Source organism: Mycobacterium sp. BK086 (genome assembly GCA_004362315.1).
Taxonomy (GTDB): Bacteria; Actinomycetota; Actinomycetes; order Mycobacteriales; family Mycobacteriaceae; genus Mycobacterium.
The window spans coordinates 538,321-563,918 of record SNWL01000008.1 but is presented as its reverse complement, the minus strand read 5'-3'; the positions used below and the strand labels follow the sequence as shown (position 1 = coordinate 563,918).

Annotated in this window: 22 protein-coding genes; 16 read left to right on the top strand and 6 right to left on the bottom strand. The window is 62.8% G+C overall.

Annotated features, from left to right (window positions below; all coding sequences use genetic code 11):
* Positions 1 to 109: 109 nt before the first annotated feature.
* From EV580_RS29160 to EV580_RS29125, 8 genes are all read left to right on the top strand, one after another.
* Positions 110 to 592, top strand: a complete 483-nt coding sequence (locus EV580_RS29160) for a hypothetical protein (RefSeq protein WP_133695911.1) — start codon at positions 110 to 112, stop codon at positions 590 to 592.
* A gap of 123 nt (positions 593 to 715) precedes the next feature.
* The gene (locus tag EV580_RS29155) at positions 716 to 2,569 is read left to right on the top strand and encodes a DUF4012 domain-containing protein (RefSeq protein ID WP_133695910.1); all 1,854 of its coding nucleotides are present in this window, start codon (positions 716 to 718) and stop codon (positions 2,567 to 2,569) included.
* Positions 2,570 to 2,731: 162 nt separating this feature from the next.
* On the top strand, positions 2,732 to 4,273 hold the full coding sequence (locus tag EV580_RS29150; RefSeq protein ID WP_133695908.1) for a tyrosine-protein kinase domain-containing protein: 1,542 nt from the start codon (positions 2,732 to 2,734) through the stop codon (positions 4,271 to 4,273).
* 16 nt (positions 4,274 to 4,289) lie between these two features.
* The gene (locus tag EV580_RS29145; protein ID WP_133695906.1) at positions 4,290 to 5,246 is read left to right on the top strand and encodes a glycosyltransferase family 2 protein; all 957 of its coding nucleotides are present in this window, start codon (positions 4,290 to 4,292) and stop codon (positions 5,244 to 5,246) included.
* Positions 5,247 to 5,266: 20 nt separating this feature from the next.
* Positions 5,267 to 5,941, top strand: a complete 675-nt coding sequence (locus EV580_RS29140; RefSeq protein ID WP_133695904.1) for an acylneuraminate cytidylyltransferase family protein — start codon at positions 5,267 to 5,269, stop codon at positions 5,939 to 5,941.
* On the top strand, positions 5,938 to 6,870 hold the full coding sequence (locus tag EV580_RS29135) for a phosphoglycerate dehydrogenase (RefSeq protein ID WP_133695903.1): 933 nt from the start codon (positions 5,938 to 5,940) through the stop codon (positions 6,868 to 6,870). Before EV580_RS29140 ends, EV580_RS29135 begins: the two co-directional genes overlap by 4 nt.
* Positions 6,867 to 7,592 (top strand): SDR family NAD(P)-dependent oxidoreductase, encoded by a 726-nt coding sequence (locus EV580_RS29130; RefSeq protein ID WP_133695901.1) that lies wholly within the window; start codon positions 6,867 to 6,869, stop codon positions 7,590 to 7,592. Before EV580_RS29135 ends, EV580_RS29130 begins: the two co-directional genes overlap by 4 nt.
* A 10-nt stretch (positions 7,593 to 7,602) precedes the next feature.
* Complete coding sequence (locus EV580_RS29125; RefSeq protein ID WP_133695899.1) at positions 7,603 to 10,611, top strand: MATE family efflux transporter; 3,009 nt, start codon at positions 7,603 to 7,605, stop codon at positions 10,609 to 10,611.
* On the opposite strand, the gene EV580_RS29120 is transcribed toward EV580_RS29125, so the two are convergent.
* Complete coding sequence (locus EV580_RS29120; RefSeq protein WP_133695897.1) at positions 10,532 to 11,686, bottom strand: hypothetical protein; 1,155 nt, start codon at positions 11,684 to 11,686, stop codon at positions 10,532 to 10,534. The genes EV580_RS29125 and EV580_RS29120 overlap by 80 nt on opposite strands.
* Positions 11,687 to 11,727: 41 nt before the next feature.
* The gene (locus tag EV580_RS29115) at positions 11,728 to 12,567 is read right to left on the bottom strand and encodes an FkbM family methyltransferase (RefSeq protein WP_133695895.1); all 840 of its coding nucleotides are present in this window, start codon (positions 12,565 to 12,567) and stop codon (positions 11,728 to 11,730) included.
* Between the two features lie 138 nt (positions 12,568 to 12,705).
* On the opposite strand from EV580_RS29115, the gene EV580_RS29110 reads away from it, so the two are divergent.
* Entirely contained in the window at positions 12,706 to 13,578 is an 873-nt protein-coding gene (locus EV580_RS29110; RefSeq protein WP_133695893.1) for an SMP-30/gluconolactonase/LRE family protein, read from the top strand.
* Positions 13,579 to 13,615: 37 nt separating this feature from the next.
* On the opposite strand, the gene EV580_RS29105 is transcribed toward EV580_RS29110, so the two are convergent.
* The 4 genes from EV580_RS29105 to EV580_RS29090 all read right to left on the bottom strand — a co-directional run bounded on the left by EV580_RS29105 (position 13,616) and on the right by EV580_RS29090 (position 18,296).
* A complete protein-coding gene (locus EV580_RS29105) occupies positions 13,616 to 14,974 on the bottom strand; it encodes a pectate lyase family protein (RefSeq protein WP_133695892.1) in 1,359 nt (452 codons plus the stop codon).
* A 295-nt stretch (positions 14,975 to 15,269) separates the two neighbouring features.
* Positions 15,270 to 16,424, bottom strand: coding sequence for a glycosyltransferase family 4 protein (locus tag EV580_RS29100; RefSeq protein ID WP_133695890.1), 1,155 nt, complete (start codon positions 16,422 to 16,424; stop codon positions 15,270 to 15,272).
* On the bottom strand, positions 16,421 to 17,359 hold the full coding sequence (locus tag EV580_RS29095) for a glycosyltransferase family 2 protein (protein WP_133695888.1): 939 nt from the start codon (positions 17,357 to 17,359) through the stop codon (positions 16,421 to 16,423). Before EV580_RS29095 ends, EV580_RS29100 begins: the two co-directional genes overlap by 4 nt.
* A gap of 16 nt (positions 17,360 to 17,375) precedes the next feature.
* Positions 17,376 to 18,296 (bottom strand): glycosyltransferase family protein, encoded by a 921-nt coding sequence (locus tag EV580_RS29090; RefSeq protein WP_133695887.1) that lies wholly within the window; start codon positions 18,294 to 18,296, stop codon positions 17,376 to 17,378.
* Positions 18,297 to 18,547: 251 nt separating this feature from the next.
* Between EV580_RS29090 and EV580_RS29085 the strand changes: the two genes are divergently transcribed.
* The 7 genes from EV580_RS29085 (at position 18,548) to EV580_RS29055 (ending at position 25,577) form a co-directional block, all read left to right on the top strand.
* A complete protein-coding gene (locus EV580_RS29085) occupies positions 18,548 to 19,129 on the top strand; it encodes a D-sedoheptulose 7-phosphate isomerase (RefSeq protein ID WP_133695885.1) in 582 nt (193 codons plus the stop codon).
* Between the two features lie 30 nt (positions 19,130 to 19,159).
* The gene (locus EV580_RS29080) at positions 19,160 to 19,738 is read left to right on the top strand and encodes an HAD family hydrolase (protein ID WP_133696024.1); all 579 of its coding nucleotides are present in this window, start codon (positions 19,160 to 19,162) and stop codon (positions 19,736 to 19,738) included.
* Positions 19,735 to 20,805, top strand: a complete 1,071-nt coding sequence (locus EV580_RS29075) for a GHMP family kinase ATP-binding protein (RefSeq protein ID WP_133695883.1) — start codon at positions 19,735 to 19,737, stop codon at positions 20,803 to 20,805. Before EV580_RS29080 ends, EV580_RS29075 begins: the two co-directional genes overlap by 4 nt.
* A gap of 6 nt (positions 20,806 to 20,811) precedes the next feature.
* Entirely contained in the window at positions 20,812 to 21,513 is a 702-nt protein-coding gene (locus tag EV580_RS29070) for a sugar phosphate nucleotidyltransferase (RefSeq protein ID WP_133695882.1), read from the top strand.
* A gap of 91 nt (positions 21,514 to 21,604) precedes the next feature.
* Positions 21,605 to 23,347, top strand: coding sequence for a DUF1972 domain-containing protein (locus EV580_RS34525; protein ID WP_133695880.1), 1,743 nt, complete (start codon positions 21,605 to 21,607; stop codon positions 23,345 to 23,347).
* A gap of 66 nt (positions 23,348 to 23,413) precedes the next feature.
* Positions 23,414 to 23,932, top strand: a complete 519-nt coding sequence (locus tag EV580_RS29060) for an arsenate reductase/protein-tyrosine-phosphatase family protein (protein WP_133695879.1) — start codon at positions 23,414 to 23,416, stop codon at positions 23,930 to 23,932.
* Positions 23,933 to 24,086: 154 nt separating this feature from the next.
* On the top strand, positions 24,087 to 25,577 hold the full coding sequence (locus EV580_RS29055) for a sugar transferase (RefSeq protein WP_133695877.1): 1,491 nt from the start codon (positions 24,087 to 24,089) through the stop codon (positions 25,575 to 25,577).
* The last annotated feature ends 21 nt before the right edge of the window (positions 25,578 to 25,598 follow it).

Below are 25,598 nucleotides of genomic sequence, written 5' to 3'. Positions count from 1 at the left end.
AAGAAAAACGTCCACCAATCAGCGCCGTTCCGGTTGACAGGTGCTACCACCTCTGCAACTATTTACCCAATCCGTTATGGGATCTAGACCACACATTTGGGGGGTAGTTATGTCGGTCATCGCCACGAAACTTCAGGTCGGAACCGCGGCCGTCGCGGTTGCTGCCGCCGCCGCGATCACGCCGGCCGTCGCACACGCGGCGCCGAGCCTGGCCTCGTTCACCGAGGGAGTCGGCAACTCCGCTGAGCTCCTCGTTGACCCGGTGGTCATCGTCGCTCAGCCGGCCGCCGCCGCCACGCCGGGCAGCAACAAGGTCGCCGCCGCCGCCGCCACGCCGCCGGCCCAGGTCATCCAGATCTTCATCTCCGGGTTCGTCGATGCGGCCCAGAGCGCCATCCAGGCTGGCGTGCAGTACTTCGGTACCTTCGTCTACGGCGGCCTGGCCTTCACCGGCCTGGCGTTCAACCTCGCGGGTCAGATCCTGCCCGGCCCGATCGGCGACGCCTTCACGAACATCGGCAACGGGTTCGACAACGCGGCCACCAACGTCGCCAAGGCGATCAAGATCGGCCCGTACTCCACCTCGAGCTAAGCAATCAACGAAAACGACTCGTCAGTTGTTGTCAATCGACAGCTGGCGGGTCGTTTTTTGTTGGCCGGCTAACCGCGGCTGCTCTTCGGATGCAGACCGCACTGGAGCATGGGAACTAACTGAGTGAAATTCTTTTCGCAACGACGGTTCAACGACGACCCGGACGACAACGATGCGATCCTGACCGACGAAGGCGATAGCGAAGACCGACGCTGGTTCCAGCGTCGAGAGGTCCTCTGGTCCGCACTCGGGGTGCTCATCGTTGTCATTGCGTTCGGATGTTGGCTCGGCGTGCGAGCACAAGAGGCGAAGTCGAGCCTCGAGCAGGCCCGCAGCAGTGCGCAGCAGGCCAAAGACGCACTCCTGCAGGGAAATACGAAGGATGCCTCACGCCTGGCGGGCGAGGCGCAATCGCACGCGCAGGATGCACGCGATGCGACACATTCCATCCCGTGGAACGTCGTCGCCGTCGTGCCCTGGTTGGGCAGCCCGTTCAAGACCGGTCAGCAGATATCCGACGTGGTGCTCGGCCTGGCCGCCGACGTGTTGAAACCCGTTGCCGATGCCGGTGCGACAGTCGCGCCCGACCAGTTGCTCGCCAACGGCAGGCTGGACGTGCAGGCGCTGCGGAAGCAAGAACCGACGTTGACCAAGATCGCGGCCGACGCGGCTCGGCTCGACGCCGCCGCGCAGGCGATTTCAGTTCCGGGGTATCTCTCCGCCATCGGTGGCGCCCGGACACAGCTTCAAGCGCAGGCATCTGACATTTCGCGGCTGCTGGGCAACACGGCTCTTGCCGCGCGGCTGGCCCCGTCCCTGCTGGGCGCCGATGGCCCTCGCAGCTATTTCATGGGATTCCAGACCAACGCCGAGGCCCGAGGCACCGGCGGGCTGCTCGGCGGCTTCGGGATCCTCCGGTTCGACGACGGCAAACCGAGTGTGGACAACCTCGGACCGAACACCGAACTCGACAAGGCATTCAAGCCCTTCTCGATCAACCCCGAGTTCGACGAGCAGTACGGGTTCACCAATCCCACCACCGACTTCCGCAACAGCAATCAGAGCTCGCATTTTCCCTACGCGGCGCAGATCTGGAGGTCGCTGTGGGCGCAACAGACGGGGATGAATGTCGATGGGGTGATCGCGATCGATCCGATCGCGTTGAGCTATATCCTCGGCGCCACCGGAGCGATCACCTTGCCCGATGGTGAGACCGTGACCAAGGACAACGTCGTCGAACTGACCGAATCCACCGTCTACAGCCGCTTTCCCACCGATCAAGCCGCACGCAAGCGCTACTTGCAGGAGATCGCCACCGAGGTCGTCAAGAAGATCACCAAGCCGGTGGAATCGCCGCGCAAGCTTCTCGACGCTTTGGGGCGTGCGGTCAGTGAGCGCCGAATCGCGGTGTGGAGCTCCAATCCGGAAGACCAGAAGCTGCTGGAACAGACCCCACTGGCACACGAGATCCCCGATGATCCGGCGCCATACGCGGAGGTCGTCATCAACAATCTCGGCGGCAACAAGCTGGATTACTACCTGGATCGCCAGATCGAGTACGTGGCCGACGGCTGTGACGGCGACAAACGCACCTCGACGGTGACGATCCGGCTGACCAACACGCTCAAAGACGCGGACGCGGCGGGGCTGCCCGAGTACGCGGCGGGGCGTCTGGGCTTCTTCCCCGAGGTCGCCGGGGATATCCCCAGAGGCACGATGCTCACCTCGGTTCGTCTGCTGACAACCAAGGGTGCGGACGTGATCAGCGTCCTCGCCAACGGCAAGAGGACCCGGGTGTTCGGTGCGATGGAGCGCGGGCACCCCAGCTTCGAGTCTCAGGTGGCCATCCCACCAGGCAAAACTGTCGAATTGATTTTCCGGCTCACCGAGCCGACGGCGCCGGGAGCTGCGCGGGTACCGCTTCAGCCGCTTGCTGACGACGTCACACCGAAGGTATCGGTGCCGACGTGCAGTTAGTCCAGAACGTTCCTTCAGTCAGCGCGGTGCCACAGTGCCTGCGTTGATAGGCTTGCCGCGAGTCCAGCCCGCAACAACAGACGCTTTGAGGCGTCAGTTCCAGGGGGGTCATAGCGGGCATTGGGGTCTTGCGCAGAGCAAGCCTGCAGTTAGGGGGGCACAGTGAATCTTCAGGATTTCGTCAAAGTCCTGCGCAACCGCTGGATCACCATTTGCGTTACCACGCTGGTCGCCGTCTTGGGCGCGCTCGCGTACACGTTTGCGACGACTCCTCAGTACCAGGCCACGACGCGGCTCTTCGTGTCGACGTCCTCAGGTTCCTCGCTCAACGACCTGTACCAGGGCAACCGCTTCTCGCAGGAACGTGTGCTGTCCTACACGGAACTGCTCATGGGCGAAACGCTGGCCCAGCGCACGATCGACAAGCTCAACCTCGATATGTCCGCGGAGCAGTTGAAAGGGAAAGTCAAGGCCACCGCGAAGCCCGACACCGTGCTCATCGATGTCTCGGTGCTCGACCCTTCACCGGTTCGGGCCCGTGACATCGCCAACGCGATGTCTGACGAATTCGTGCTGCTGATAACCGAATTGGAGACTCCGCCGCAGGGTGCCACCAAGGCCGACGCGCGGGTCGTCGTCGAACAGCGGGCGTCCATCCCAGCCGCACCCGTCGTTCCGAACCCGCCGCGCAACATTGCACTCGGTCTCGCCGCCGGTTTGCTCCTCGGAGTGGGTATTGCCGTTGTCCGCGATCGGCTGGACAACACGGTCAAGGACCGCGAGACCCTCGAAGAGATCACCGGCGTCGGCCTGGTCGGCAGCATCCCGATGGACAAGGATCGCCGGAGAGAACCAGCGGTCTCCTTCGAAAGCGACAACTCCGCCATTGCGGAATCGTTCCGCAAGCTGCGCACCAACTTGCAGTTCCTCAACGTCGACAATCCACCTCGCGTCATCGTGGTGACCAGTTCATCACCCCACGAGGGCAAGTCGACCACCGCGATCAATATCGCGCTGGCACTTGCCGAAGCCGAACATGAGGTTGTGCTTGTCGATGGCGACATGCGCCGACCGTCCGTCGACCGCTACCTCGACCTGGTCGGTGCCGTGGGCTTCAGCACCGTGCTCAGCGGCGGGGCTTCCCTGTCGGAAGTCCTGCAGAAGACCAAGTTCCCCAATCTCACCGTGTTGACGTCCGGTGCGTCACCGCCGAATCCCAGTGAGCTCCTGGGCTCGCAATCCGCAAAGAACGTCCTCGCCGAGCTTCGTGAGCAATTCGACTATGTCGTCGTTGACTCGTCGCCACTTCTTGCCGTGACCGACGGTGCGATTCTGGCGGCCAATTCCGATGGCGCGCTTGTCATGTCGCGGTTCGGGCAGACCAAGCGTGAGCATCTGGCGCACGCCATCGGAAACCTCACCGACGTCGGCGCAACGGTGCTCGGCGCGGTATTCACCATGACGCCGACCCGCGGCGGCTCTCGGTACAGCTACAACTACAGCTACAGCAACTACGGGGACGACCGGCGGGAGTCCGCCAAGGAGTCACCGGTCGAGACAAACGGCAACGTGGCCGCTACGGAAAGCAGCCCGGAGGGCTCCGATCGTGTACCCGTGAACGGGACCAAGGTCGCTGAACCCGAGAGCGTCGGCAGCAAAGAAGCTGCGAAGCCAGCGGGTGGAAAGCGCGAGTCTTCCGAGTAAGCAAGAGCCACTGAGGATGAGCGAGATTAAGTCACGCCGGGTATCAGCGGTCATCCGCGCCTATAACGAAAGCAAGCACATCGGCCGGCTGCTGAAGGGCTTGGCCCAGCAGACCGTCAAGCCCGACGAGATCATCCTCGTCGACTCCGGCTCCACTGATGACACCGTCGCCATTGCCGAGGCGGCCGGTTGCCGGATCGTGCACATCGCGAAAGAGGAGTTCTCGTTCGGGCGGGCCCTGAACAGGGGTTGCGCGGCGGCCGAGGGCGACATCCTGCTGTTCGCCTCGGCACACGTCTACCCGGTCTACAACACCTATGTCGAGCACATCGTCAACGCCTTTGATCGCCGAGGCGTCGCAATCGCCTACGGACGTCAGGTCGGAGACGAGCGGACCAAGTTCTCCGAGTCGCGGGTGATGCTCAAATGGTTTCCCCACCAGAACATCTGGGATCAGGGGCACCCCTTCAGCAACAATGCCAACGCCGCCGTGCTGAAGTCGGTCTGGGCCGAGATGCCGTACGACGAATCCCTCACCGGCCTTGAAGACCTTGATTTCGCGAAGAAAGCCCTCACCCGCGGCTACAAGATCTCCTACGTTGCAGATGCACCCGTTGTGCACGTTCACGAGGAGAGTTGGAGCATCATCCGCAATCGGTATCGGCGCGAGGCGATGGCCTACGCCCGCATCGTCGAGGGCGCGAAGATGACGCTGCCGAATGCCGTGGGGCTGGCGCTGTCCAACATCGCCAGCGATTACAAGGAGGCAGTCAAGGTGAACCGGCTCCGAAGCAATGTGCTCAGCATCCCGCAGTTCCGCTTCGCCCAGTTCATCGGCGCTTGGGAGGGTTTCCGGGCGCCCGATCATGTGACCGCAGGATTGCGGGAGCGCTTCTACTACCCCGCTGACTCGAGAAGCGCTGACACGCCCGCGGAACCCGGTCTCAAGATCGAATACTCCGAAGACTCCTAGAATCAGGCCCGGCAGGAAAAATGACCAACACCGTCGCGATCGTCCCGATGCGCCACAACAGTGAGCGCGTGCCGGGGAAGAACTACCGTCCCCTCGCAGGAATTCCGCTGTATCACCACGTCGTCCGCACGCTGAGCGCCGTCGATGAGATCGACACCATCGTCATCGACACCGACAGCGATTTCATCATCGACGACTGTGCCGAGCACTTCCCGCTCGTGCGGGTGCTGCTGCGCCCAGAACACTTGCGCGACGGCAACATCGCGATGAACGACGTTCTCCTCAACACGCTGGACCAAGTCGACGCCGACACCGTCCTGCAAACGCATTCGACGAACCCATTCCTGAAGGCCGACACGGTGTCCTCGGCGTTGCGGTCTTTCGCCCAGTCGGGCCGCGAATTCGATTCGGTCTTCAGCGTCACGCGCCTGCAGGCCCGGCTGTGGGACGCCGAAACGCAACCGGTCAACCACAATCCGGCGGTCCTACTTCGCACACAAGACCTGCCGCCGTTGTTCATCGAGAACTCCTGCTTCTTCATCTTCACTCCGGAGTTGTTGCGGGAGCGCGGAAATCGTATCGGCGCACGCCCGCACATGTTCGAGATGTCCGCGTTGGAAGCGGTCGACATCGACACCGAAGAGGACTTCGCGCTGGCATCGGCCATCGCCCACGGCAACCCGATCAACACATGAGCGCACCGCTGGTACTGGTGACCTGCCGGCAGATGCAGGTCGAACTTCCGCGGCACCGTGAGCGCATCGAAAGCCTTGGCTACGAAGTCATCGCACCGGATCTCGGTGGGCGCCAACAGTTCACCGCTGCCGAGCTCCTCGAACACGGCGACTCCCGGCTGGTGGGGATCATCGCGGGCGACGACGAGCTGGACAGCGAGTTCTTCGCGGGCGCACACAATCTCAAGACGGTGATCCGCTGGGGAATCGGGATGGACTCCGTGGATCACGAGGCGGCCCGCCGGCACGGTGTGCGGGTGCGCAACACTCCGGGGGTCTTCGGCCAGGAGGTCGCGGACTCGGCGTTCGGCTACATCCTGAACCTGGCCCGCGGCTACATCACAGTGGACTCCGCCGTCCGGCGCGGCGAATGGCCCAAGTGGGAAGGCTTCACGCTGGCCGGATCTCGACTCGGTGTCGTCGGCTTCGGCGCGATCGGTCGTGAAATCGCCAAGCGCGGAAGGGGTTTCGACATGGACGTCGTTGCCTACGACCCGTTTGTCGACAGCGATGCCGATACCGCCATTGTCGACCTCAGCACGCTGTTGGCTACCAGCCGATTCATCGTCATGGCATGCCCGCTGACCGCGGAGACGTTTCACCTGATCGACGCCCAAGCACTCGCCGTTGTCCAGCCCGACGCGTATCTGGTGAACGTCGCCAGAGGCCCTGTCGTGCATGAAGTCGCGTTGATCGATGCGTTGACGGACAAGCGTCTTGCCGGTGCCGCGCTCGATGTCTTCGAGAGCGAGCCCCTGCCGATGGACAGCCCGCTTCGGACGCTGCCGAATGTGGTGCTGGGCGCCCACAATGGTTCGAATACACGCCAAGGCGTCGAGCGTGCCAGCGCCGCGGCCGTCGACTTCCTCATCGAGGAGCTCTCGAGGTGACTCGCGCGGTCATCGTCACCGGCGCCGCGGGCGGCATCGGTGCCGCACTGTGCCAGCGCGCACGCACGGATGGCTATCTAGCAATCGGACTCGACCAGAACGCCGCGACTGAAGCGGACGTCGACATTCAGGTCGACCTCCGCGACACTGACCGGCTTGCCGAATTGGGCACGCAGCTGGCCGAGGAGTACGAGCTCAAGGCAATCGTGCACAACGCCGCGATCCAACCGATGGCCGGCGCCGGCGAGACGTCGGTCACCGAATGGTCAGACACGTTTCGCGTCAATGTGATTGCGGTGGATGCGCTCGTCTCGACGACCCGCCGCAGCCTTGCGGTCCACGACGGGTCCGTCGTGGTCGTCGGCAGCGTGCACGCCCGGGCGACCACTCGAGGGATAACCGCGTACGCCACAACCAAGGCAGCACTGGAGGGCTGGGTGCGCGCGGCAGCGCTGGACCTCGGCCCCGAGATTCGGGTCAACGCCGTGACTCCCGGCGCGATCGACACCGCAAAACTTCGCGAAGGCTTCGCCCGCTGGGGCGACGATGTGGCCGAGGAGCGCAGGGCGGTGCTCTGCGAACGAACCGCACTTCGGCGAATCGGCGAACCGAGCGATGTCGCCGGAGCGGTTTCCTTCCTGATCGGGGACGACGCCCGCTTCGTCACCGGGGCCGTTCTGGTCGTGGACGGCGGCGCCACCGCGCGGCTGGGCTCGGAATAGTGGCTCGCCGGTGAGCACGGCACGTATCGGGACATCCGGCCGAGCAGCTGCGACCTACATCCTGCTCGCAGGTATTCAACGCAGCGTGTCGCTGTTGATCCTGCCGTTCATCACTCACGCAATGGTCCCGAGTGAATTCGGCGCTGCCTCAATGCTATCGGCGGCATCGTTGCTGATAGCCACGGTCATCGCTGCGCCCCTCATCCAACTGATCGTCCGCGCAGCCGCTCGAGACGGTGACGACGGACCGAGCCTGCTCCGCGCTGCCGGCACGTATTGCTACTACGTTCTGCCGGTTTTCGTCGCAATCACGGCGGCAATTTTCTGGCTCGGTGTGCCACAACTCCTGGGCGTGTCCGGCGGCATCTGGGCAATCGAACTGCTTGCGATCGGCTTCCAGCCGGCGGCATCGACATTCGCGCTGTGGGTAGCCCAGGCACGACAAGATCTGCGCCGGTTCGTCTGGCTGTCATCCACATCGGTCATCGTGACCGCGGTCTCCAAGCTCGTGCTGGTTGTCGGGCTGGATATGGGCGTTCTCGGCTGGGTGATCTCGGATCTGTTCAGCGCAGTCATCACGGCGGCGCTGGCCATCGCGCTCGTGGGATTGCCGCGCGCACGCGTCGACAGAGAACACATTCGCTACATACTGAAATTCAGCCTGCCGCTGGTTCCGCATAGCGCCTCGCTGTGGGCGCTCACCTCGTTGAGCCGGCCCGCAATGGCCGCCGTCTCGCCACTCGAACAGGTGGGCTTGCTCTCGTTCGGCCTGAACCTCGCACAGGTTGCGGGCTTGGTCCTCGCCGAAAGCAACCGCGCCGCTCTCCCGCACTATTCGCGAGAAGTCCTTCCAGCGCCGACGCAGGAATCATTCGGGGCCGTCAGATGGCAGATGATCGGGGCGCTTGTCGTCCCTGCCGTCGTCGGCAGTGGAGTGGCGGTCGGTGGACCGCTGATTTTCGCGGACGCGTATTGGCCGTCATTCTTCCTGACCGGTGTGCTGCTGGTTGGCCAGGCCGCCTACGGCTTGTACCTCATCCCGATGAACTACCTGACCCAAACCGCCGCCCTCCCCCGCTACAGCGCGCTGGCCTCGGGCTCGGGTGCGATCTTGATCCTTGTTTCGATTCTGGTATTCGGACGCAGCACCGGAGCAGTCGGAGTCGCCTTCGCCACCAGCGCCGGCTATCTGGTGATGGCAGTCGTCGCGATGCTGCTCATCAAGTCCCACAAACTGGACATCGCGTGGCGTTCGTGGCGTGGGGCATGGCGCGAAGCGCTGCTCGGCGCCGGGTCCCTGGGCTGGAGTATCGCGGCGCTCTCGGCTCCGGTCGGCTCGGCCATGAGTTGGTCGTTCGCCGGATTGTGCTTACTCTTTGCGGTGGGGGCGATTGTGTTGACACGGGGACAGCAGGCGAGGCCGGTCGGTGACGGCGCCGCTGACACGCGCGCGGCGCGGTCAAAGACTGCGCGCCCGAGTGCGCGAATGCTCTTCGCGAAACGTCTCTTTGACGTCGACTGGGTATCGATCGCCGTCGTCCCCCTCGCTCTGCTGACCGGGGTCGTCGCGACCATCAGCCCATCACTCACCATCGCCGTTGTGGCCTTCTGTGTGGGCGTAGCTGTCGTGGTGGCTCGATTCCGGCGAACGTCGATCCTTCGCCTCGTCGTCCCGACGACGGGATTCGGCACGGACTGGGTGATCGCCGCACTGCCGACCGCCATTGCGATTCGCACGATCAACAGCAAGTGGTCACTGCTTGCCATTGGCATGCTTGTTGCGCTGGCGCTCCTGCGCCGACCGGATGCCAAGTACTCGATCAAGCCTGGGCCGCTGCTCATGTTGCTTGCCGCGTCCGCGATTGTCTACGTGCGACCGGCCAATGCCTATTACCTGCTCACCTTCCTCTTCCTTGTCGTCCTGGTCCTGCGCTTGGTGACTACCGTGGACGCCCGCCGAATAATTCCGTCGCTCATCGATGGATGCGGGCTCTATCTTCTGGCGAATGTCGCCGGATACTTTGCCGGCCTGCAGTCACCGGCATCCGACGCCCGGATCAGCGGCCTCGTGGAAGATACGGGGTTCATCCGCATCATTTATCCACTGACCTGGTCCATCAACATCCCACCCATTCTCGCGGCCGTCTACGTCACATCCTTTGCCTTCTTGATCGTTCAGCCCGGCCTACGCAGCCGCCTGCTGCGAACCATTTACTTTCTTGCCGCCGTTACCGTCCTGATCGGCGCCGGAACGCGCATGCCCCTCGCGATCGCCGCATTGCTGGTCGCGGGCGTCTTTGGCTTCCCCGCGATCACGCGCTGGTTGGGGCAGGCGACCGCATTGTTCGCATCCATCTCCGCGTTTGTGCTGCCGGCGCTCATCTCATCCTTGGCGTTTGCGATCGTTCCGCTGATGTCGCTGGCTCCCGGCCGAGGCACGACCATCGAATCGATCACGTCGCTGCAGGGGCGAGACTCGATCTGGGAGCATTCGATCACGTTCTGGATGGTGTGGGTTCGTGACCTTCCCCAGGTGCTGTTCGGATTCGGCGCCAACGGCCAATATCTGTCCGGCGCTTCCATGAGCTATAAGGACGAACTGGAAGCGTTGGTGAGAAATCCAGAACTCGCGTTCGTGCACAATTCATTTCTGCAGCAGATCTTCGACGGCGGCGTGGTCGGCTGGGCGCTGCTGACCGCGGCGGCAGTCTGGGCCAGCATGCGTTTCGCGGACCGGCGACGTACCTGGGGAATTTGGGCCGTCAGTGCTATTACCGCGATGGCGGCGCTGTTGCTGACCAGCGTGACGGAGGTGTCGTTGTCTCCTGGTCCGGCAATGGATCCGTTCTGGGTGTTCCTCATCCTCGTCGGTGTCTCGTGCCAGGTCAGTTCGAAGACCAACGGGGACAGCGCCGTCGAGAGCTACAGCACCGATTCCATCACGCCGGGTTTGCGTCTGCCCCGTGATAACGCTTCTGAAGAGTTGGCGTCCACGAGCGGTGAAGCATCTCAAACGTGAAGCCGCGGCTCTCCGCTTCGGTGAGCCGCTCATCGAGCAGATCACCGTGAACCGTGTTCACGTACTTCACTTCGTTGCCGGTGGGTATCGAATCGGAGAAGAAGGCAGGATGGGCATCCCGAATCGTTTGCATGAGTTCGGGATAACTGTGGCGGTCTGAGTTGGCCCAAAATCCGGTGTCCTGCGGCGCGCGGCCATCGAAACCCCAGAGGCGGACATCTTTACTCAGGGTGCAACCCAGCGGCAGCAGCGAGTTGTTCAGGACATTCCCCAAGTGCGGAAGCCTGAACTGCCTCACCAAGTTGACGGAAATATCCGTGTGGTCGCCATGCGGTATCGGCACCAGCAGTCGTTCCACGTCTCGGAACTCCGAGCGCACGATGGTGTCGAACTGCGCTGGATACACAAACATGGTGCGGCCGTTGGACTCTCGAAGACGCTGCAGTGCGTCGGCACGAAATGCGCGGGCGTGAGCGGTGTGGCCGAAGTGATAGATCGCATCCCCCGCGGTCAGAAAATCCGGCTTCAGATGGTCCCAGAGCTCCTGATCGCGAACAATCGTGTTGCACGCCACGACAATTCCGTCGTCGAACGAACGGTCAACGGCCAGCTGCAGCGAAGGGCCGGTACCGAAGAGGTAGGCGGGACGCTGCCCTTCGGCTTGTAACTTCGCAACACGATCGGAGAACGCCTGGCGGGCCGAAATCGCCGCAGAGCGGGTGGCCCGACGGGCCGCCAGCGCGGTTCCGAGATCCATCAGGTCCCAGCCGTCGACGGGATTGGTCTCGTAGTCCAGATTGGCAACCCAGCGCAATCGCCGCAGCGGAAAGACCGCGAGGGCCGTCGAGTCGGCGGCTGTGACCGCCGTGCTGCGGACGTAGTCAAGCGGGGCAGCCGCCCTCACCTGACGAACCTCGAGCGGCTGGCCGAGGTGAGCGATCAGGAAGCGAAGGCGCGCTTCTACTTCGGAGCTCTTGTCCTGCGACGCGTTACCGGTGACGAGCAGAACCTCCCGCCGGCGCAGGGGCCTTCTGAGGACGTTCGCCGCTTCGTTGAACCCTCGCCAGAATGACAACTTCGCTCGTCGACTGAGCGAAGGAAGATGACGACTCAACGCTAGCCCCGGCGAAGCGAGCCGAGAATGCGGCGCGGCAACGAGCCATACCAGCTCAGACAGCGCGATACATCCTGCTGATCCCGGAAAGCCAACACGTTGCCCCAACATTTCGCGATATCCGCGGGAGGGTCGGTGTACAGCCCGCGCCAGCGATGCGCGGTGCCGTACTCGACGATGGGCTCCCACACCGAATAGACAACGTGGTAGCCGAGGTCCCGAACGTAGGCGCTGCTGTCGGCCACCGAATACCCTAGCGGGACGGTCTTGCGGTCCTCGAACTCGTAGAGAACGAATCGCGGGTTGTAACTCCAGTCGAACCCTTTGAGCGCAAAGAAATCGAACCCTTCGATATCGACCTTCAGGAAGTCCACATTTTGAACTTTCCTGGCGCGCAAGTCTTCTGCGAGCGTCACCAGATCAACGTGCGTCGTCGCCTCATGGGACTCGTGAAAAGGCGAAAGGGTGCTGACGCCCGTTGACACTGGCGATGTGAACAGCGAAACGTGCTCTGCGGGCTTATCGGATACGCCGGAGGTGGAGAGTTGGACGCGAGGATCGCCACCGACGCGGCGTTCGAATTCTTTGCGGTTCGAGGGGTCAGGCTCATATGCAACGACCGACCAGTTCAACTTGAGGAACTCGGCGGTTACGGTGCCGAAGTGCGCACCCACGTCGACCAGAACAGACTGAGTGTTGTCGACCCGGCTCGATGCGAGACTCGCGACGATCTCGGCCTCTTCAATCCAGTGCCGGTGCGCAAGCTCGCGCTTGACAGCGCGCAGTCGTCGGGCGATCGGGACAGGTAGCCGCGCGACAATAGCCGACTGTTTTTTCCCCACCGACGAAACCTAACACGCAATGAGACGGGCCGAGATGTCCGAAGAGTTGCCCAACGCGGCCGCATTAGTTCGCAGGATGTTGACGGGGGCCGATGCCCGCTACGATCAGCCAACCATGGCCATTCTCGGGACAGACTGATGCCTGCCGCCTCTCCATTCACTGCTCCAGTCGCTCACCACGGCGAGGGGCCGTTCTGGGACTTCCGCCGCAACCAACTCCTCTGCATGGACGTCCTGACCGGCACCGTCGTGGCCATCGAGTCCGACGGCTCGGGTCAGCGCTATCCCGTCCCCAGCCGGGCAGCGACCACGATCAGGCGGTGTTCTGGCTCCGGGTTCGTGATCGCAACCGAACGCGGTGTTGTTCTCGCCGATGACGACCTGACCGTCTTCACACATTTCGCAACGGTGACCAAGGATCCTGGAGTGCGCACCAACGACGGTGGATGCGACCCTTCTGGGGCATTCGTCATCGGCACGATGTCATATGACGAACGCCCGGGCCAAGGGGCGGTGTACCGAGCGACGCCCGACGGCAAAGTGACCGAAATCCTTGCGCCCGTGACCATTTCTAACGGCGTGCAGTGGTCGAGTGATGGCACGAGGGTGTTTTATATCGACACCCCCACGCGCCGGGTGGACGTCTTCGATGTCGACCAACGCACTGGAGCATGGTCTGGTCGGCGAACCCACATCCAGGTCGATGACGTACCGGGATTTCCCGACGGCATGGCGATCGACCACGAAGGCGGCCTATGGGTGGCGTTCTGGGGCGGTGGCGCCGTCAATCACTACGATGCCGAGGGCCAGTTCGTGGAGACCATCAGCGTGCCGGGTGTCAGCCAGGTCAGTTCGTGCACGTTCGGGGGCGCCGACGGAACCGTCCTGTACATCACGACGTCCAGGCAGGGTCTTCGCGCAGATCAAGAACCGAACGCCGGAGCGGTATTCGCCGCCCAGACGTCCACTCGAGGCGCCGCGCAGGCCGAATTTGCGCTGAGCACAACATGATTGCGCGACACTCCTAGCAAGGGCCGGCCAGGCCGCACTAGACGATCTGGAACGTCGAGCCCGTCTCGCGCCCGGTCTCAGCTTGCCAATCGGCATGGTCCTCGACAGTTTCGGGGCGCTGGAACTCGATCTTCTGCCCCGCCTTCAACCGGATCGAATTGTCGTAGGTCGAGTATCCGATCGGGTCACGCGCATGGTAACTGTAGGAGCCGTATGCGTCGTCGAAAACATTGTTTCGGATGGTGATATCGGCAGGCGTGGCCCAGAGATAAGTCAGCAGATGGACGCGCACATTCTGGTCTGGCCTAACGTCGGAGAACTCCGAAAAGCCGGCCCGTTCGCAGGTGTTTCCCTCGAGCACAATTCTCTGAAAGCCCGATGCAGCGTCGCTGCCCTTCGACCAAAATTCGAAGGACTGGCTGCAGTCATGTATGTGGTTATTGCGAACGGTGATGTCCTCCCAGCCGCCATCGGCTCCCGCATCACCCTGCGCACTCCACGCCACGTCATAGACCTCGGCGATCTCGTTATCTTCGACCATCCAGCGTTTTGCGCCGACCCAACTCTGGATGCCATTTCCGTACCTGCGATCGGTCCCGTCGAGCATCAACGATCCGCCGATGTAGTCGACCAGACAATCGTGAATTCTGACGTCAGCGCCGGTCCCGTGGATACCGCATCCGCCCGTGCCAGTTATGTGCAGATCGTGAATGTCGTTTGACCCTGCCATGCAGGAAATAACGGTCCCTGTCGACTTGCCGCCGTTCCCATTCGCAGCTCCCCTGATGTCCGCGGCCAGTGTCGTCGGGTTGTCCGGCGCGACAACGTAGAGCGTGTGGCTCTCGTTGTCAGAGTAGAAGTCCCACGGCTCACTCAAATCGTCTCGCACCATCTTGAGGGCGGGCTTTACCTCACCGTCGACGACCAGGTAACCGATATTGGACTCAACAGTGGACGTGTAGCCGTCGTGGGTACTCGGCGTTCCGAGGTCGATCTTCCACACGTTGTCGGAATCTCTGACCCACCCGTCAGGGCGATTCAGAATCTTCCACATCGCCAGTGTGGGGCGAGTGCCATCGCCGTAAGCCCCCACTTCACACCCGAAGGGTAGTGCCAGCTCGCCGTAGAACGTGTTACCCCTGCGGAAGAGAAGAACCGACCCATCTTGAGGCAATGCGACATTCGCCTTCTGAATCGTTGCCCATGCAGTCTCGGGGGTCAGTCCATCGGCATCGTCGGATCCCGATGCAGCTACATAGAACGTCGGCTTTCCACTATCGCTAGAGGCCGCTGCCAGGGGCGCTTTGGCGATTTCCAACAACGGGACTGCCACGACCGCGGTGGTGGCGAGCGCAGCATTCCGCAGGAGCGTGCGACGGGAAAGCACTCGGCCCATCTCCGCTACAACCCTTCCCTTTGACCCATCACGGGTACTTCGGTTCAGCTCGCGTCGTTGCTGTCGCTATCCCCCAAGTCAAGTCTACGAATGCTGAGCAGTGGTCGCGGCCACGACACAAGCGGGTATCGCTCATCGCGGCGCGCCCTCGCGCGCCGCGGCTCCGTGTCACGTCGTCCCATCGACCTGGCACGACCCGCCAGACCAGGCATGACGCGGCACAAGGCGGTCCAACTATGTTCGCTGCCCGCGAAGGCTTGTTGTTTACGTCACTTTTGCCGAGGGTGCGCGCGCATCACTCGCCCAGGAGCCGTCGCCACATCGTCAGATAGACCTCGACCGTCCGCTGCCAGCTGAAATGCGCCTGAACGAGGCCCCGTGCGGATCGGCCGAGATTGCCAGCATGTTCACGGCTGTTCATCAGCGTGACCACGTGGCGCGCGATGCCGGCGGGCGAATCCCCGACCAGCGCATGCTCGCCGTCATTGAGTCCGGCGATAGGACCCGCGCTGGCGGGATTGAGGACAACGGGACAGCCCATCGCCATCGCGCGGATCGCCTTCATCAAGATGCCGGCATCCACCATCGTCGGCGCCAACGTGACTGCGGCATTGCGGAATTCGGCGTCGTAGTCCTCGACCTCGCCGACCACCGTCACCCCGGGATATGACCCCAGCGCTCGAACGTCGGGGCTTGGCCGCGCGCCGAAGATCCGTAGCTCCGCGTCTGGGATCTGAGCACGGACGAGCGGCATCACCTCTCGCGCGAGATAGACCGCAGTCACCTCGTTCTCCAGGCGCCATAGAGCGCCACCGAATGCCGCGGTGTGCGCCCGGTTCCCGATCCAGCCCTCCGCGGGAACGCTGACGCCGACAGGCGCTACGTCGACACCACGCGATCGCGCGGCCTTCGCCTTGTCACGCTCGCTGAAGACAAACAATGCGTCGATTCGCTCGAGGATTGCGTCCCGCAGACGCAGTGTCTTGGCCCGCTCAAGCCGTTGCAACCAATAACGCAACGCGGAGAGCTCGTCTCGTGGCCGCACCGCGACCTCACCCGGCAGGTCATGCAGCATGATGCTGGTCGGCGCCGGCCCAACTGAACGTAGTAACGGCTCAGCGGTCTGGGAGTACTCCGCGTGCAGAATGTCCGGCTTGATCAGCTTGGCAATTGCGGTTGATTCACTGGTCGATCGTCGTGACCAGGAACCGCGGGCCGCATAGGGATAGGTGTCGAAGCGATCAATCTGTCGCAGCCGTACAGGCGAGCCGGAGTAATACGTCACTCCGTCCACGCGCCAGGTCGTCAGCGTCCCGTGGTGTTGACCGGGTGCATAGACGTGCAAGTCCACCAGTTTCGCGAGGGCGGTCACCAGCGGCAGGGCAATGTCGTTGGCAGCGTGGTCATGGGTCAACAACGGCGAATACGGCGTCAGCAAGAGAACTTTCACCGACGGGGGCTCACAGAGGTCGGCGGCCTCAGCCCGTGGAAGGTTCCCCTGACGACGGCACGCGCCTTCGCAAGGCGACCCTCTTGTTCTCTGATCAGCACCCAAACCAGAGGCCGCAGCGACTCGAGACCGCCACGACCGACGAGAAGCCGTCGGCGAGAAATCCCGATATCCCCGGCGAACGTGAATCGGTTACGCGACACCCAGTAATAAAAGGTCGTGGTTCGGCCCGATCCCGACGAACCGCCGACTTCGTGCCACAGCCGGGCAGCGGGCACCACACCGAGTCGGAACCCGAGACGGCGAGCCTGCCAGCAGAGAAAGGTGTCTTCCCAGTAGAGGAAATAATTTCGGGGAAATCCGCCGATCGCTCGGAAGGTCGATACGCGCATCATCGGCGATGTACCCGTGATGAATTCGGTCTCGAATGGCCGCTCGGGAGCTTCCGATAGTCGGGATCCGAAAAACCCATGCCGCACGCGCATTTCGCGTGTACTGATCGTTCCGCCGCAATACCAAATCTCTTCTCCCTCCCCCTCGTCGCTGTAGATGAGCGGGGAAACGATGTCGAACGTGCCGGCGTCCAGCGCCTCTTCGAGGCGTTCCAGACATCCCGGTTCAGGCCGGGCATCCGAATTCAGAAACCAGAAAGTGTCGGTGTCACCCACGAAATCGCTCTCGGCGAGGGTGTTGTTGCCGACTCCGAAACCTAGGTTCTCCTCGCTCAATTGGAGCGTCACCCGCTCCAGCCCCTCGAGTCCGCCTTGAAGGGCTCGCACGTTGTCGGGCTCGGACCCGTTGTCGAGTACGTGAATGAAGATGGGGCGTCCGTTGGGTGTCCGGTCCGGGAATTCCCTGACGAGCCGAGATGTCATCTCCGGCGTGTTGTAGTGAACCGTCAGGATTCTCAGAGCGCCTGTGACGCTATTAGTCATCGCAGTCCACGGCCCGTCAGTCGGTGTGACCCTGGATCAAGGTGTGCCATTCTTCTGCCCCCCGAATTGAATAGGCCGTGGCCGAAGCCAATTGATCGGCTCTGGCATGTGCGGCTGCGTTGACCGCGGCCAACCACGATGTTGGGTCATCCCAATCATCAACGCCACCTGGGAATTCCGCGCCCAGAACCGACGTCAGGAAGCCCGTTCTGCGACCGACGATAGGCACGCCGGCCTCCAGTCCGCGCAACGCCACCCCGCTCTGGAAGTAGTACCGATAGGGCAAAAGGACAACCGCGGCTGACGCCAGCAGCTGCTTGAACTCATCCTCTGGCAAGAATCCATCGATGACGCGCCAGCCCGGGATGGCCGGCCACCCCCGACCCGCGACCGTTGGCTGCCAGCCACCCGCTCGTAGCGTCGGAGCGATCGCTGCCATCACGTCCAGATCGCGCGCGGGTTTGTACTGTCCCAGAACAAGAACCGTGTCCTTGGCAGGGCGAACAACGGATAGATCGGGTGCCCGCATCGGATGCGGCGCGAGATGGACGCGGTCCTCCCCGAAGTATTTGGTCGCGATGACGTGGGCTTCCGGACTCATCGTGACCAGATGTGGCCACGCCGACCCGCACAACCGAGCCGCCCGCTCGGCGGCCTGTGCCGTCAGGCCATTTTGGGTGACCAGGGGTTCCGGGTCGTGCATCGCGATGAGAGTCTCGTGCGCTCGATGTCGCCACAGCGGCATCTCCCACCAGCCGAGGAGTGGCCACGCGACCACATTGGGTCCACCCGACGCAACGTACCGGCGAACATTCCACACATGTGCGCCGAGTGCGCGAGCCTTGGCAAGCTTGTCGCCGCCGACCTCCCCATCACGTGACGCCAGCCGTACCGTCGGCACGCCACGACTGTCCATGGACTCGATCAATCGCTCCACGAAATGCTCGGACACCTTGTGCAACGGGCTATAGATCCGTACTGACGGGCTTCTGCGGGGGTCGTTCAACTGGCCTCTACTGCCGTTCATCGTGGTGTTCCGGAGATTCATTCGTTTTCGTCTAGAGGGAGCACACGTCGATGCAGACGTCTATTATGACCCTAACATCCGACCGCCATTTCCGACTGACTAAAGCCGTTCGTCGAGATAGCGACTCTACAATCTGATGGCTATATCGAGGGGGATTGACCATGAGAACGCTTGAGGAGATCTTCACAGAGACGATCGCGGTGAAGACCCGGGTCCTGAATGATCCGGCGCTATTGGAAACGGTCCGCGCGGTCGGGGATCGGCTGATCGAAGGCTACCGCGCCGGGTCGCGGGTGTTCATGTGCGGCAACGGCGGCAGTGCAGCCGATGCGCAACACTTTGCCGCTGAACTGACCGGACACTTCATCTTCGACCGGCCGCCGCTTGGCGCTGAAGCACTACATGGCAATTCGTCACACCTCACGGCGGTTGCGAACGACTACGACTACGACACCGTGTTTGCTCGCGCACTCGAGGCGTCCGCCCGCCCCGGCGATACCCTCGTCGCGATCAGCACCTCCGGGAATTCGCCGAATGTTCTGCGCGCGGCCACCGTGGCACGCGACATCGGCGTCACCGTCGTCGCGATGACCGGCGAGACCGGTGGAAAGCTCGCAGAGTTCGCGGACTTTCTGATTAATGTCCCGTCACGCGATACCGGGCGAATTCAAGAATCCCACATTGTTTTTATCCATGCGATTTCTGAGCACGTGGAATATGCAATGTTCGCACGACAGGAATAGCCATTGCCAACGCAGTTGGAAATTCGCCAAATCGTCGCCGATCGGATCGGGCGCGACTGGTGTCTATTTCTCGACCGGGACGGCGTCATCAACCGGCAGATCGTCGATGACTATGTACGTAGCTGGGCAGACTTCGAGTGGTTGCCCCGAGCGCGCGACGCGATCAAGAAGCTCAGTGAATGGGCGCCGCATCTGGTGGTCGTCACCAACCAGCAAGGCGTAGGCAAGCACCTGATGAGCATCGACGCCGTCACCACGATTCACCAGAACATTCAGGCGGCGCTGATTCAGGACGGCGTGACCGTCAACGGGTTTCAGGTGTGCCCCCACCTGGAGTCACAGCACTGCTCCTGCCGAAAGCCTCAGCCTGGACTTGTGCTGGATTGGCTGAATGACCATCCCGCCGTCGAGGCGTCGCTGAGTGTCGTCGCAGGGGACAGCCCAAGTGACATGGAGTTGGCTCAGAACGTCGCGACGGCAGTTGGCGGCTGTGTCAGTATTGGAATCGGGGGGCGAGCAAGTGTCGTGGGGTTCGCCAACGCATCATTTAATTCCCTCTGGGACTTCGCGGTCGCAGTTGAGCATGCGAGGGAGGAACTGGGCTCATGACTGTTGTACGCGGGCGGGCCCCTCTGCGACTCGGCCTGGGCGGCGGAGGAACCGATGTCGATCCGTACTGTAAGGAATTCGGGGGGCGAATTCTCAACGCCACGATCGATCGTTATGCGTACGCCTTCGCCGAACGCGCGGACGACGACGAAGTAGCCTTCCGCTCCCCCGACCGGGATCGCGCAGGCAAGGCCCGGATCGACGACCTCGCTTCGCTCGAGGACGGTTTTCCGTTGCACGTGGCCGTGTACCGGCGAGTGGTCAAGGAGTTCAACGGTGGTGCGCCGTTCCCCCTCAAACTGGCCACCCAGGTCGACGCCCCACCCGGGTCGGGGTTGGGCTCGTCGTCGGCACTGGTCGTAGCGATGCTGGTGACGACCTGCGACCTGATCGGAGTCACTCCCGGACCGTACGAGCTCGCGCGTCTGGCCTGGGAGGTCGAGCGCGTCGATCTCGGGATGGCGGGCGGCTGGCAGGACCACTATGCGGCGGCATTCGGCGGATTCAACTTCATGGAGACCCGTCCCGAGAGCGACGGCGATGTGGTGGTGAATCCGCTTCGGATCCGGCGCGAGGTGATCGCTGAATTGGAGGCATCCTTGCTCCTCTACTTCGGCGGGGTGTCCAGGTTGTCGTCCGAGGTCATTGCCGAGCAGCAGCGCAACGTTGAGCAGCGAGACGAGGACGCGCTGAAGGCAACTCATGCGCTACGGACCGAGGCGCTGGAGATGAAAGACCTTCTGGTACTGGGCGATATACCGGGCTTCGCCGAATCACTGCTCCGCGGCTGGGAGGCGAAAAAGCGTCTCGCCTCGCGGATCTCCAACCCCACGATCGAACGCGCGTATCAAGTCGCGCAGTCGAGCGGCATGGTGGCGGGCAAGGTGTCCGGTGCCGGCGGTGGCGGCTTCTTGATGATGATCGTGGACCCCCGGCGGCGGATCGAGGTCGTCCGGAACCTCGAGCAACAGTGCGGCGGATCCGTGGCGCCCTGCTTGTTCACCAAGAGCGGTGCCGCGACGTGGCGTCTTCCTTCTCGTCCGGCCAAGCGGCTGTCGGAGGCCTGACCGCCGATGCAGTTGGTAGTGCTTGCGGGCGGTCTTGGCACCCGGTTGCGCGGAGCGATTCCCGAAGGGCTGCCAAAGCCGATGGCGCCGATCGGCGGCAAGCCGTTTCTCGAACATCTTCTCGATCGCGCAATTGCGCAGGGAGTCAACAGTATTCACTTGCTCGTTGGCTACGCTTCCCACGTCATCACCGAGCATTTCGGCAGCGTTTACCGCGATGTGCCGGTCACCTATAGCTTCGAGGACACTCCACTCGGCACGGGCGGGGCGCTCAAGGCTGCCGCCGACCATCTCGCCGACGAGTTCGTCTTCGCCAACGGCGACACCTTTGCCGACGTCGATTTCGTCAAGCTGCTAGGCCTGCTCGGATCCGGCTCCCTGAGCATGAGCCTGGCGAACATCGACGACGTCGGCCGGTACGGGAGCGTCGTCACCGACGGCGATGTCGCGATCGGATTTCGGGAGAAGGGCGGTACCGGACCGGGTTTGGTCAATGCCGGCACATATGGATGCCGTCGCGCCCTGCTCGCCTCGTTCCCGGATCGCATGTCGTTCTCTTTCGAGACCGACTTCCTTGCGCCACAACTCCCGACCTTGCGACCTCGCTTTCAGGTCGTGGAATCCGGAATCGTCGATATCGGCACTCCTGAGTCCTATGTCTTCGCGAACACGCTTGTGAAGGCGCCGCCAGCGTCGGCCGCGGACTGACAGCCGTGCCCGCTGGTCAGGAAGTCAGCCACACAGCGCTGTGGTGTAATCGCTGGACACCACCCTGGGGGTCCAACAGATTGGAGAAGTGGTGCCATCAGTAGCGATCATCGGAACGCGGGGTTATCCGAGCTATTACGGTGGCTTCGAGACGGCAGTTCGCAAGGTCGCGCCATACCTGGCTGACAAGGGCTGGGACGTCACGGTGTACTGCCGTCACGGCGCTACGCGGCTCGACGATCCGGACACCGACCCCAGAGTTGCCACACCGTTGACACGTGGCCTCGAGACGAAGAGCCTGAGCACGCTGTCGTACGGGCTCACCTCGAGCGTCGACGCCGCGATTCGCGGCCACGACGCAGCGCTGGTGTTCAACGTCGGCAACGGCTATTTCCTACCGTTGCTCAAGGCTCGCGGCATCCCGTCGCTCGTCAATGTCGACGGCATCGAATGGGAACGCGCCAAATGGAATCCACTGGCCAGATTCGTCTTCCGCACAGGTGCCGAGTTCACGGCGCGCACCGCTGACCGTCTGCTCTTCGACGCGCGCGCGATCGAGAAGTACTGGCACGAGAAGTGGGGCCTCGACGGCGCCTTCATTCCGTACGGATCCGAGGTGCCGCCACCACTGCCGGTGCCTGATGGCCTGGAGCATCGCGGTTATGTGCTCAGCGTCTGCCGCCTCGTGCCAGAGAACAGCATCCCCGAATTCTTCGCGGCAGTGCCCAAGGTCGCCGCGCAACACCCGGTGGTGATTGTCGGCAGCTCGGGCTACAACGACGAATGGGACACCGCAGCAAGGGAACTCGCAGCGAACCACCCGTCGGTGACGTGGACGGGCCACATCAGTGAATACTCCCGCCTGTTGGCACTGTGGCAGCACGCGGGCGTGTATTTCCACGGCCACACTGTCGGGGGCACGAATCCCACACTCGTGCAAGCGATGGCGGCCGGTGCGCCGATTCTCGCCCGCGACACCATCTACAGCCGCGAAGTGCTGGGCGCGGCAGGAAAGTTCGTGGCCCCCAATCCTGACGAGATCGCGGAAACGATCCTCGCGATGATGGCGAACCCCGACAACTTGGACGAGGCATGTCGGGCGAATGTCCAACGAGCGAACGAACACTACTCGTGGGAGCAGGTCTGCCACGACTACGAGCACGAACTTCGTGTGCTCGCCACCAGAGAGCGCGTGGGCTTCGGTAAACGAGTGGTCGCAGCGGCGGGCACCCAGCTCAAGAAGCTGGTGCGAAAAGCAGTGCTGTCCTACAGCGTGCGCAACCGGCATCGCAAAGCAGATCAGATTCTCACCTTCCTGCAGGAGCAGAACGTCAAGGATGTGCTGCTCGTCGGAACGATGGGCGACGAGCACATCGGGAACAGCGGAATGGTCAACGCGGGAATCGTCGAGAAGCGGCTCGCGGCGAACTACGAAGTGAAGATGAGCATCAATATCGAGCCCGCAATCACGGCCTACCCCTTCATGATTGCCGACGCCAGGGATATGCCGTTCGAGGACGACTACGTCGACTTCGCGCTCGCCAATGCGATCATCGAGCATGTCGGCCAAGAGGCCGAACAGCGCAAGATGGTCGAGGAGATGACGCGGGTGGCCCGCACGTGGGTCATCACGACCCCGAACAAGTGGTTTCCGATCGAGTCACACACCTCGGCGATCTTTCTGCACTGGTTTCCGGCCTGGAGCAGAAAGCATGAAGCGGACTTCACTCGACTCCTGTCGCGTCGCCAATTCCGGAAGCTCCTCCCTGCGGGCGCCGAACTGTCGGGTGCCCCGTGGAGCCCTACCTTCACTGCCCGCTACACCAGGCGGTGACCCGGGTTCTACGATCGTGCGACACCATCGACCACGCCGAATCAACACCGACCCGAAGGCCCTGCCCTGCACATCTTGTTTGTATGCACAGGCAATATCTGCCGGTCGCCGACCGCAGAGCGACTTGCCCTCACCTACGGTGCTGAACTAGGCATTTCCGACCTCACGACCTCCAGCGCCGGAACCCGCGCCGTCATCGGTCACCCGGTGCACCCCGATGCGGCAACCGTCCTCGAGCAGCTTGGTGGTGACGCGTCGCAGTTTGCCGCGCGCCAGCTGACCGCGAAGATCGCACTGAACGCCGATCTCGTCCTCACGATGTCCAAGGCGCACCGCGACGCTGTCCTGGAACTGGCACCTCGGCAGCTCCACAAGACGTTCACACTCGTCGAGGCGGCCAAGCTCGCGCAGGATTACGACGCCGAACGTCTTCAGGACCTTGCTGCGCTGCGTGGACAGCTACCCGCACGCGATGTGCACGACATCCCCGATCCGATCGGCCGCGAACCCGAGTTCTTTGCCGAGGTCGGCGCCAACATCACCGACGCCCTACGGCCCATCCTGCAAATCTGTCGGCAGGCCTGACCAACTGGATGGACGGCTTCGAGGAGCGCCGGCCGCGGAGGACGAAGGTCACCGAGTCCTCCCGTTCGCTATGCGAAAACACCCTCTCCGTGAGAGTATTCGGAAGGGTCAACGACGTCACTGCGGGGATAGCGTGACGTTCCTTGGGGGGAAAATGACGGCAATCAACGACAGGCTGGATTCACCGGCCCAGGTCGTGCCGATTCCGGAGCAACTTCCGGCATGGCAACAGAGTTATTCACGCAGGCTGGGCGCGGTCGACCTGATCGGCGTCATCCTTTCGGTCGGTCTTGCCCAATGGCTGCGCTTCGGCGCGTTGCCGGAGAACGATCTGGGCTACCGCTATTCGAACTACTTGCTGGTTTCGGTCGCCATCGCCGTGCTCTGGATGCTGGCGTTGTCGATCAACCACTCGCGCTCGCCGCGGATCATCGGATCCGGCGCCGAGGAGTATCGACGCGTCTGGGTGGGGACCGCAGCGGTATTCGGGGGCATCGCGATCATCTCGATGTTGTTCAAACTCGAGATCGCTCGCGGCTACCTGGTGATCGCACTCCCAGCCGGCATCGTCTTCCTCGGCCTGGGTCGATGGGTCGCTCGCCGCATCGTCGTGCGGGCACGACAGAAGTACGGCCGTTGCATCACCCGTGTGGTCGTCGTCGGCAGCGCCCCGGCAGTACGGGACCTGTCGAGGTCGTTGGCCCGCGAGGAATGGTCTGAATACGAGGTCGTCGGCGCCTGCATTTCCGGCCCGCTCAACCGGACCGAACTCACCGTTCCCGGTGTCGGAACGATCCCGACCTTCGGGGACGAGACCAACGTGGTCGGTGCGGTCACCGCCACCAACAGCCATGCGGTAGCCATCACCGCTACCGAACGGCTCGACGGCCGCGGCATCCGGAATCTGTCCTGGGAGCTCGAGAAACTGAACATCGACTTGCTCGTCGCGCCCGGAGTCGTCGATGTCGCCGGTCCGCGACTGCAGATGCGCCCAGTCGCCGGCCTCCCGCTGATCCACGTCGAGAAGCCGCAGTACCACGGCGCCAAGCGATTCCAGAAGCGCCTCTTCGACATCGTCTTCTCCAGCACCGTTCTCTTGTTCGGACTGCCCGTCCTGGTGGCCCTCGCGCTCGCGATCAAGCTGACCAGCAAGGGCCCGATCTTCTACCGTCAGGAGCGGATCGGGCTCGATGGCGAGCCGTTCGAGATGATCAAGTTCCGCACGATGGTCGACGGCGCCGACAAGATGCGCGCCGAACTCGCCGAACTGAACGAGAGTGAAGGCGGGGTGCTGTTCAAGATGCGCAGCGACCCGCGGATCACCCCGGTCGGTCGGTTCCTGCGCAAATACAGCCTTGACGAGCTACCTCAGTTCATCAACGTCTTCAAGCGCGACATGAGCGTCGTGGGTCCGCGGCCCCCGCTGGCCGGTGAGGTCAAGTCCTACGACGACTATGCGAAGCGGCGGCTCCTCGTGCGGCCCGGTATCACGGGATTGTGGCAGGTCAGCGGTCGCTCGGATCTGTCGTGGGAAGACTCGGTTCGGCTCGACCTCTTCTACGTCGAGAACTGGTCGATGATCTCCGACCTGCTCATTGCGGTGAAGACCCTACGAGCAGTGTTGGGCCACAGCGGCGCATACTGATACACCCGGCCGATCAGCGCG

Excerpts from the sequence above, each read along its gene's own strand:
- EV580_RS29075 (WP_133695883.1), top strand. The coding sequence starts at position 19,735 with ATGACTGTTGTACGCGGGCGGGCCCCTCTGCGACTCGGCCTGGGCGGC.
- EV580_RS29105 (WP_133695892.1), bottom strand. The coding sequence starts at position 14,974 with ATGGGCCGAGTGCTTTCCCGTCGCACGCTCCTGCGGAATGCTGCGCTC.
- EV580_RS29085 (WP_133695885.1), top strand. The coding sequence starts at position 18,548 with ATGAGAACGCTTGAGGAGATCTTCACAGAGACGATCGCGGTGAAGACC.
- EV580_RS29055 (WP_133695877.1), top strand. The coding sequence starts at position 24,087 with ATGACGGCAATCAACGACAGGCTGGATTCACCGGCCCAGGTCGTGCCG.
- EV580_RS29140 (WP_133695904.1), top strand. The coding sequence starts at position 5,267 with ATGACCAACACCGTCGCGATCGTCCCGATGCGCCACAACAGTGAGCGC.
- EV580_RS29160 (WP_133695911.1), top strand. The coding sequence starts at position 110 with ATGTCGGTCATCGCCACGAAACTTCAGGTCGGAACCGCGGCCGTCGCG.
- EV580_RS29135 (WP_133695903.1), top strand. The coding sequence starts at position 5,938 with ATGAGCGCACCGCTGGTACTGGTGACCTGCCGGCAGATGCAGGTCGAA.
- EV580_RS29070 (WP_133695882.1), top strand. The coding sequence starts at position 20,812 with ATGCAGTTGGTAGTGCTTGCGGGCGGTCTTGGCACCCGGTTGCGCGGA.
- EV580_RS29110 (WP_133695893.1), top strand. The coding sequence starts at position 12,706 with ATGCCTGCCGCCTCTCCATTCACTGCTCCAGTCGCTCACCACGGCGAG.
- EV580_RS29095 (WP_133695888.1), bottom strand. The coding sequence starts at position 17,359 with ATGACTAATAGCGTCACAGGCGCTCTGAGAATCCTGACGGTTCACTAC.
- EV580_RS29145 (WP_133695906.1), top strand. The coding sequence starts at position 4,290 with ATGAGCGAGATTAAGTCACGCCGGGTATCAGCGGTCATCCGCGCCTAT.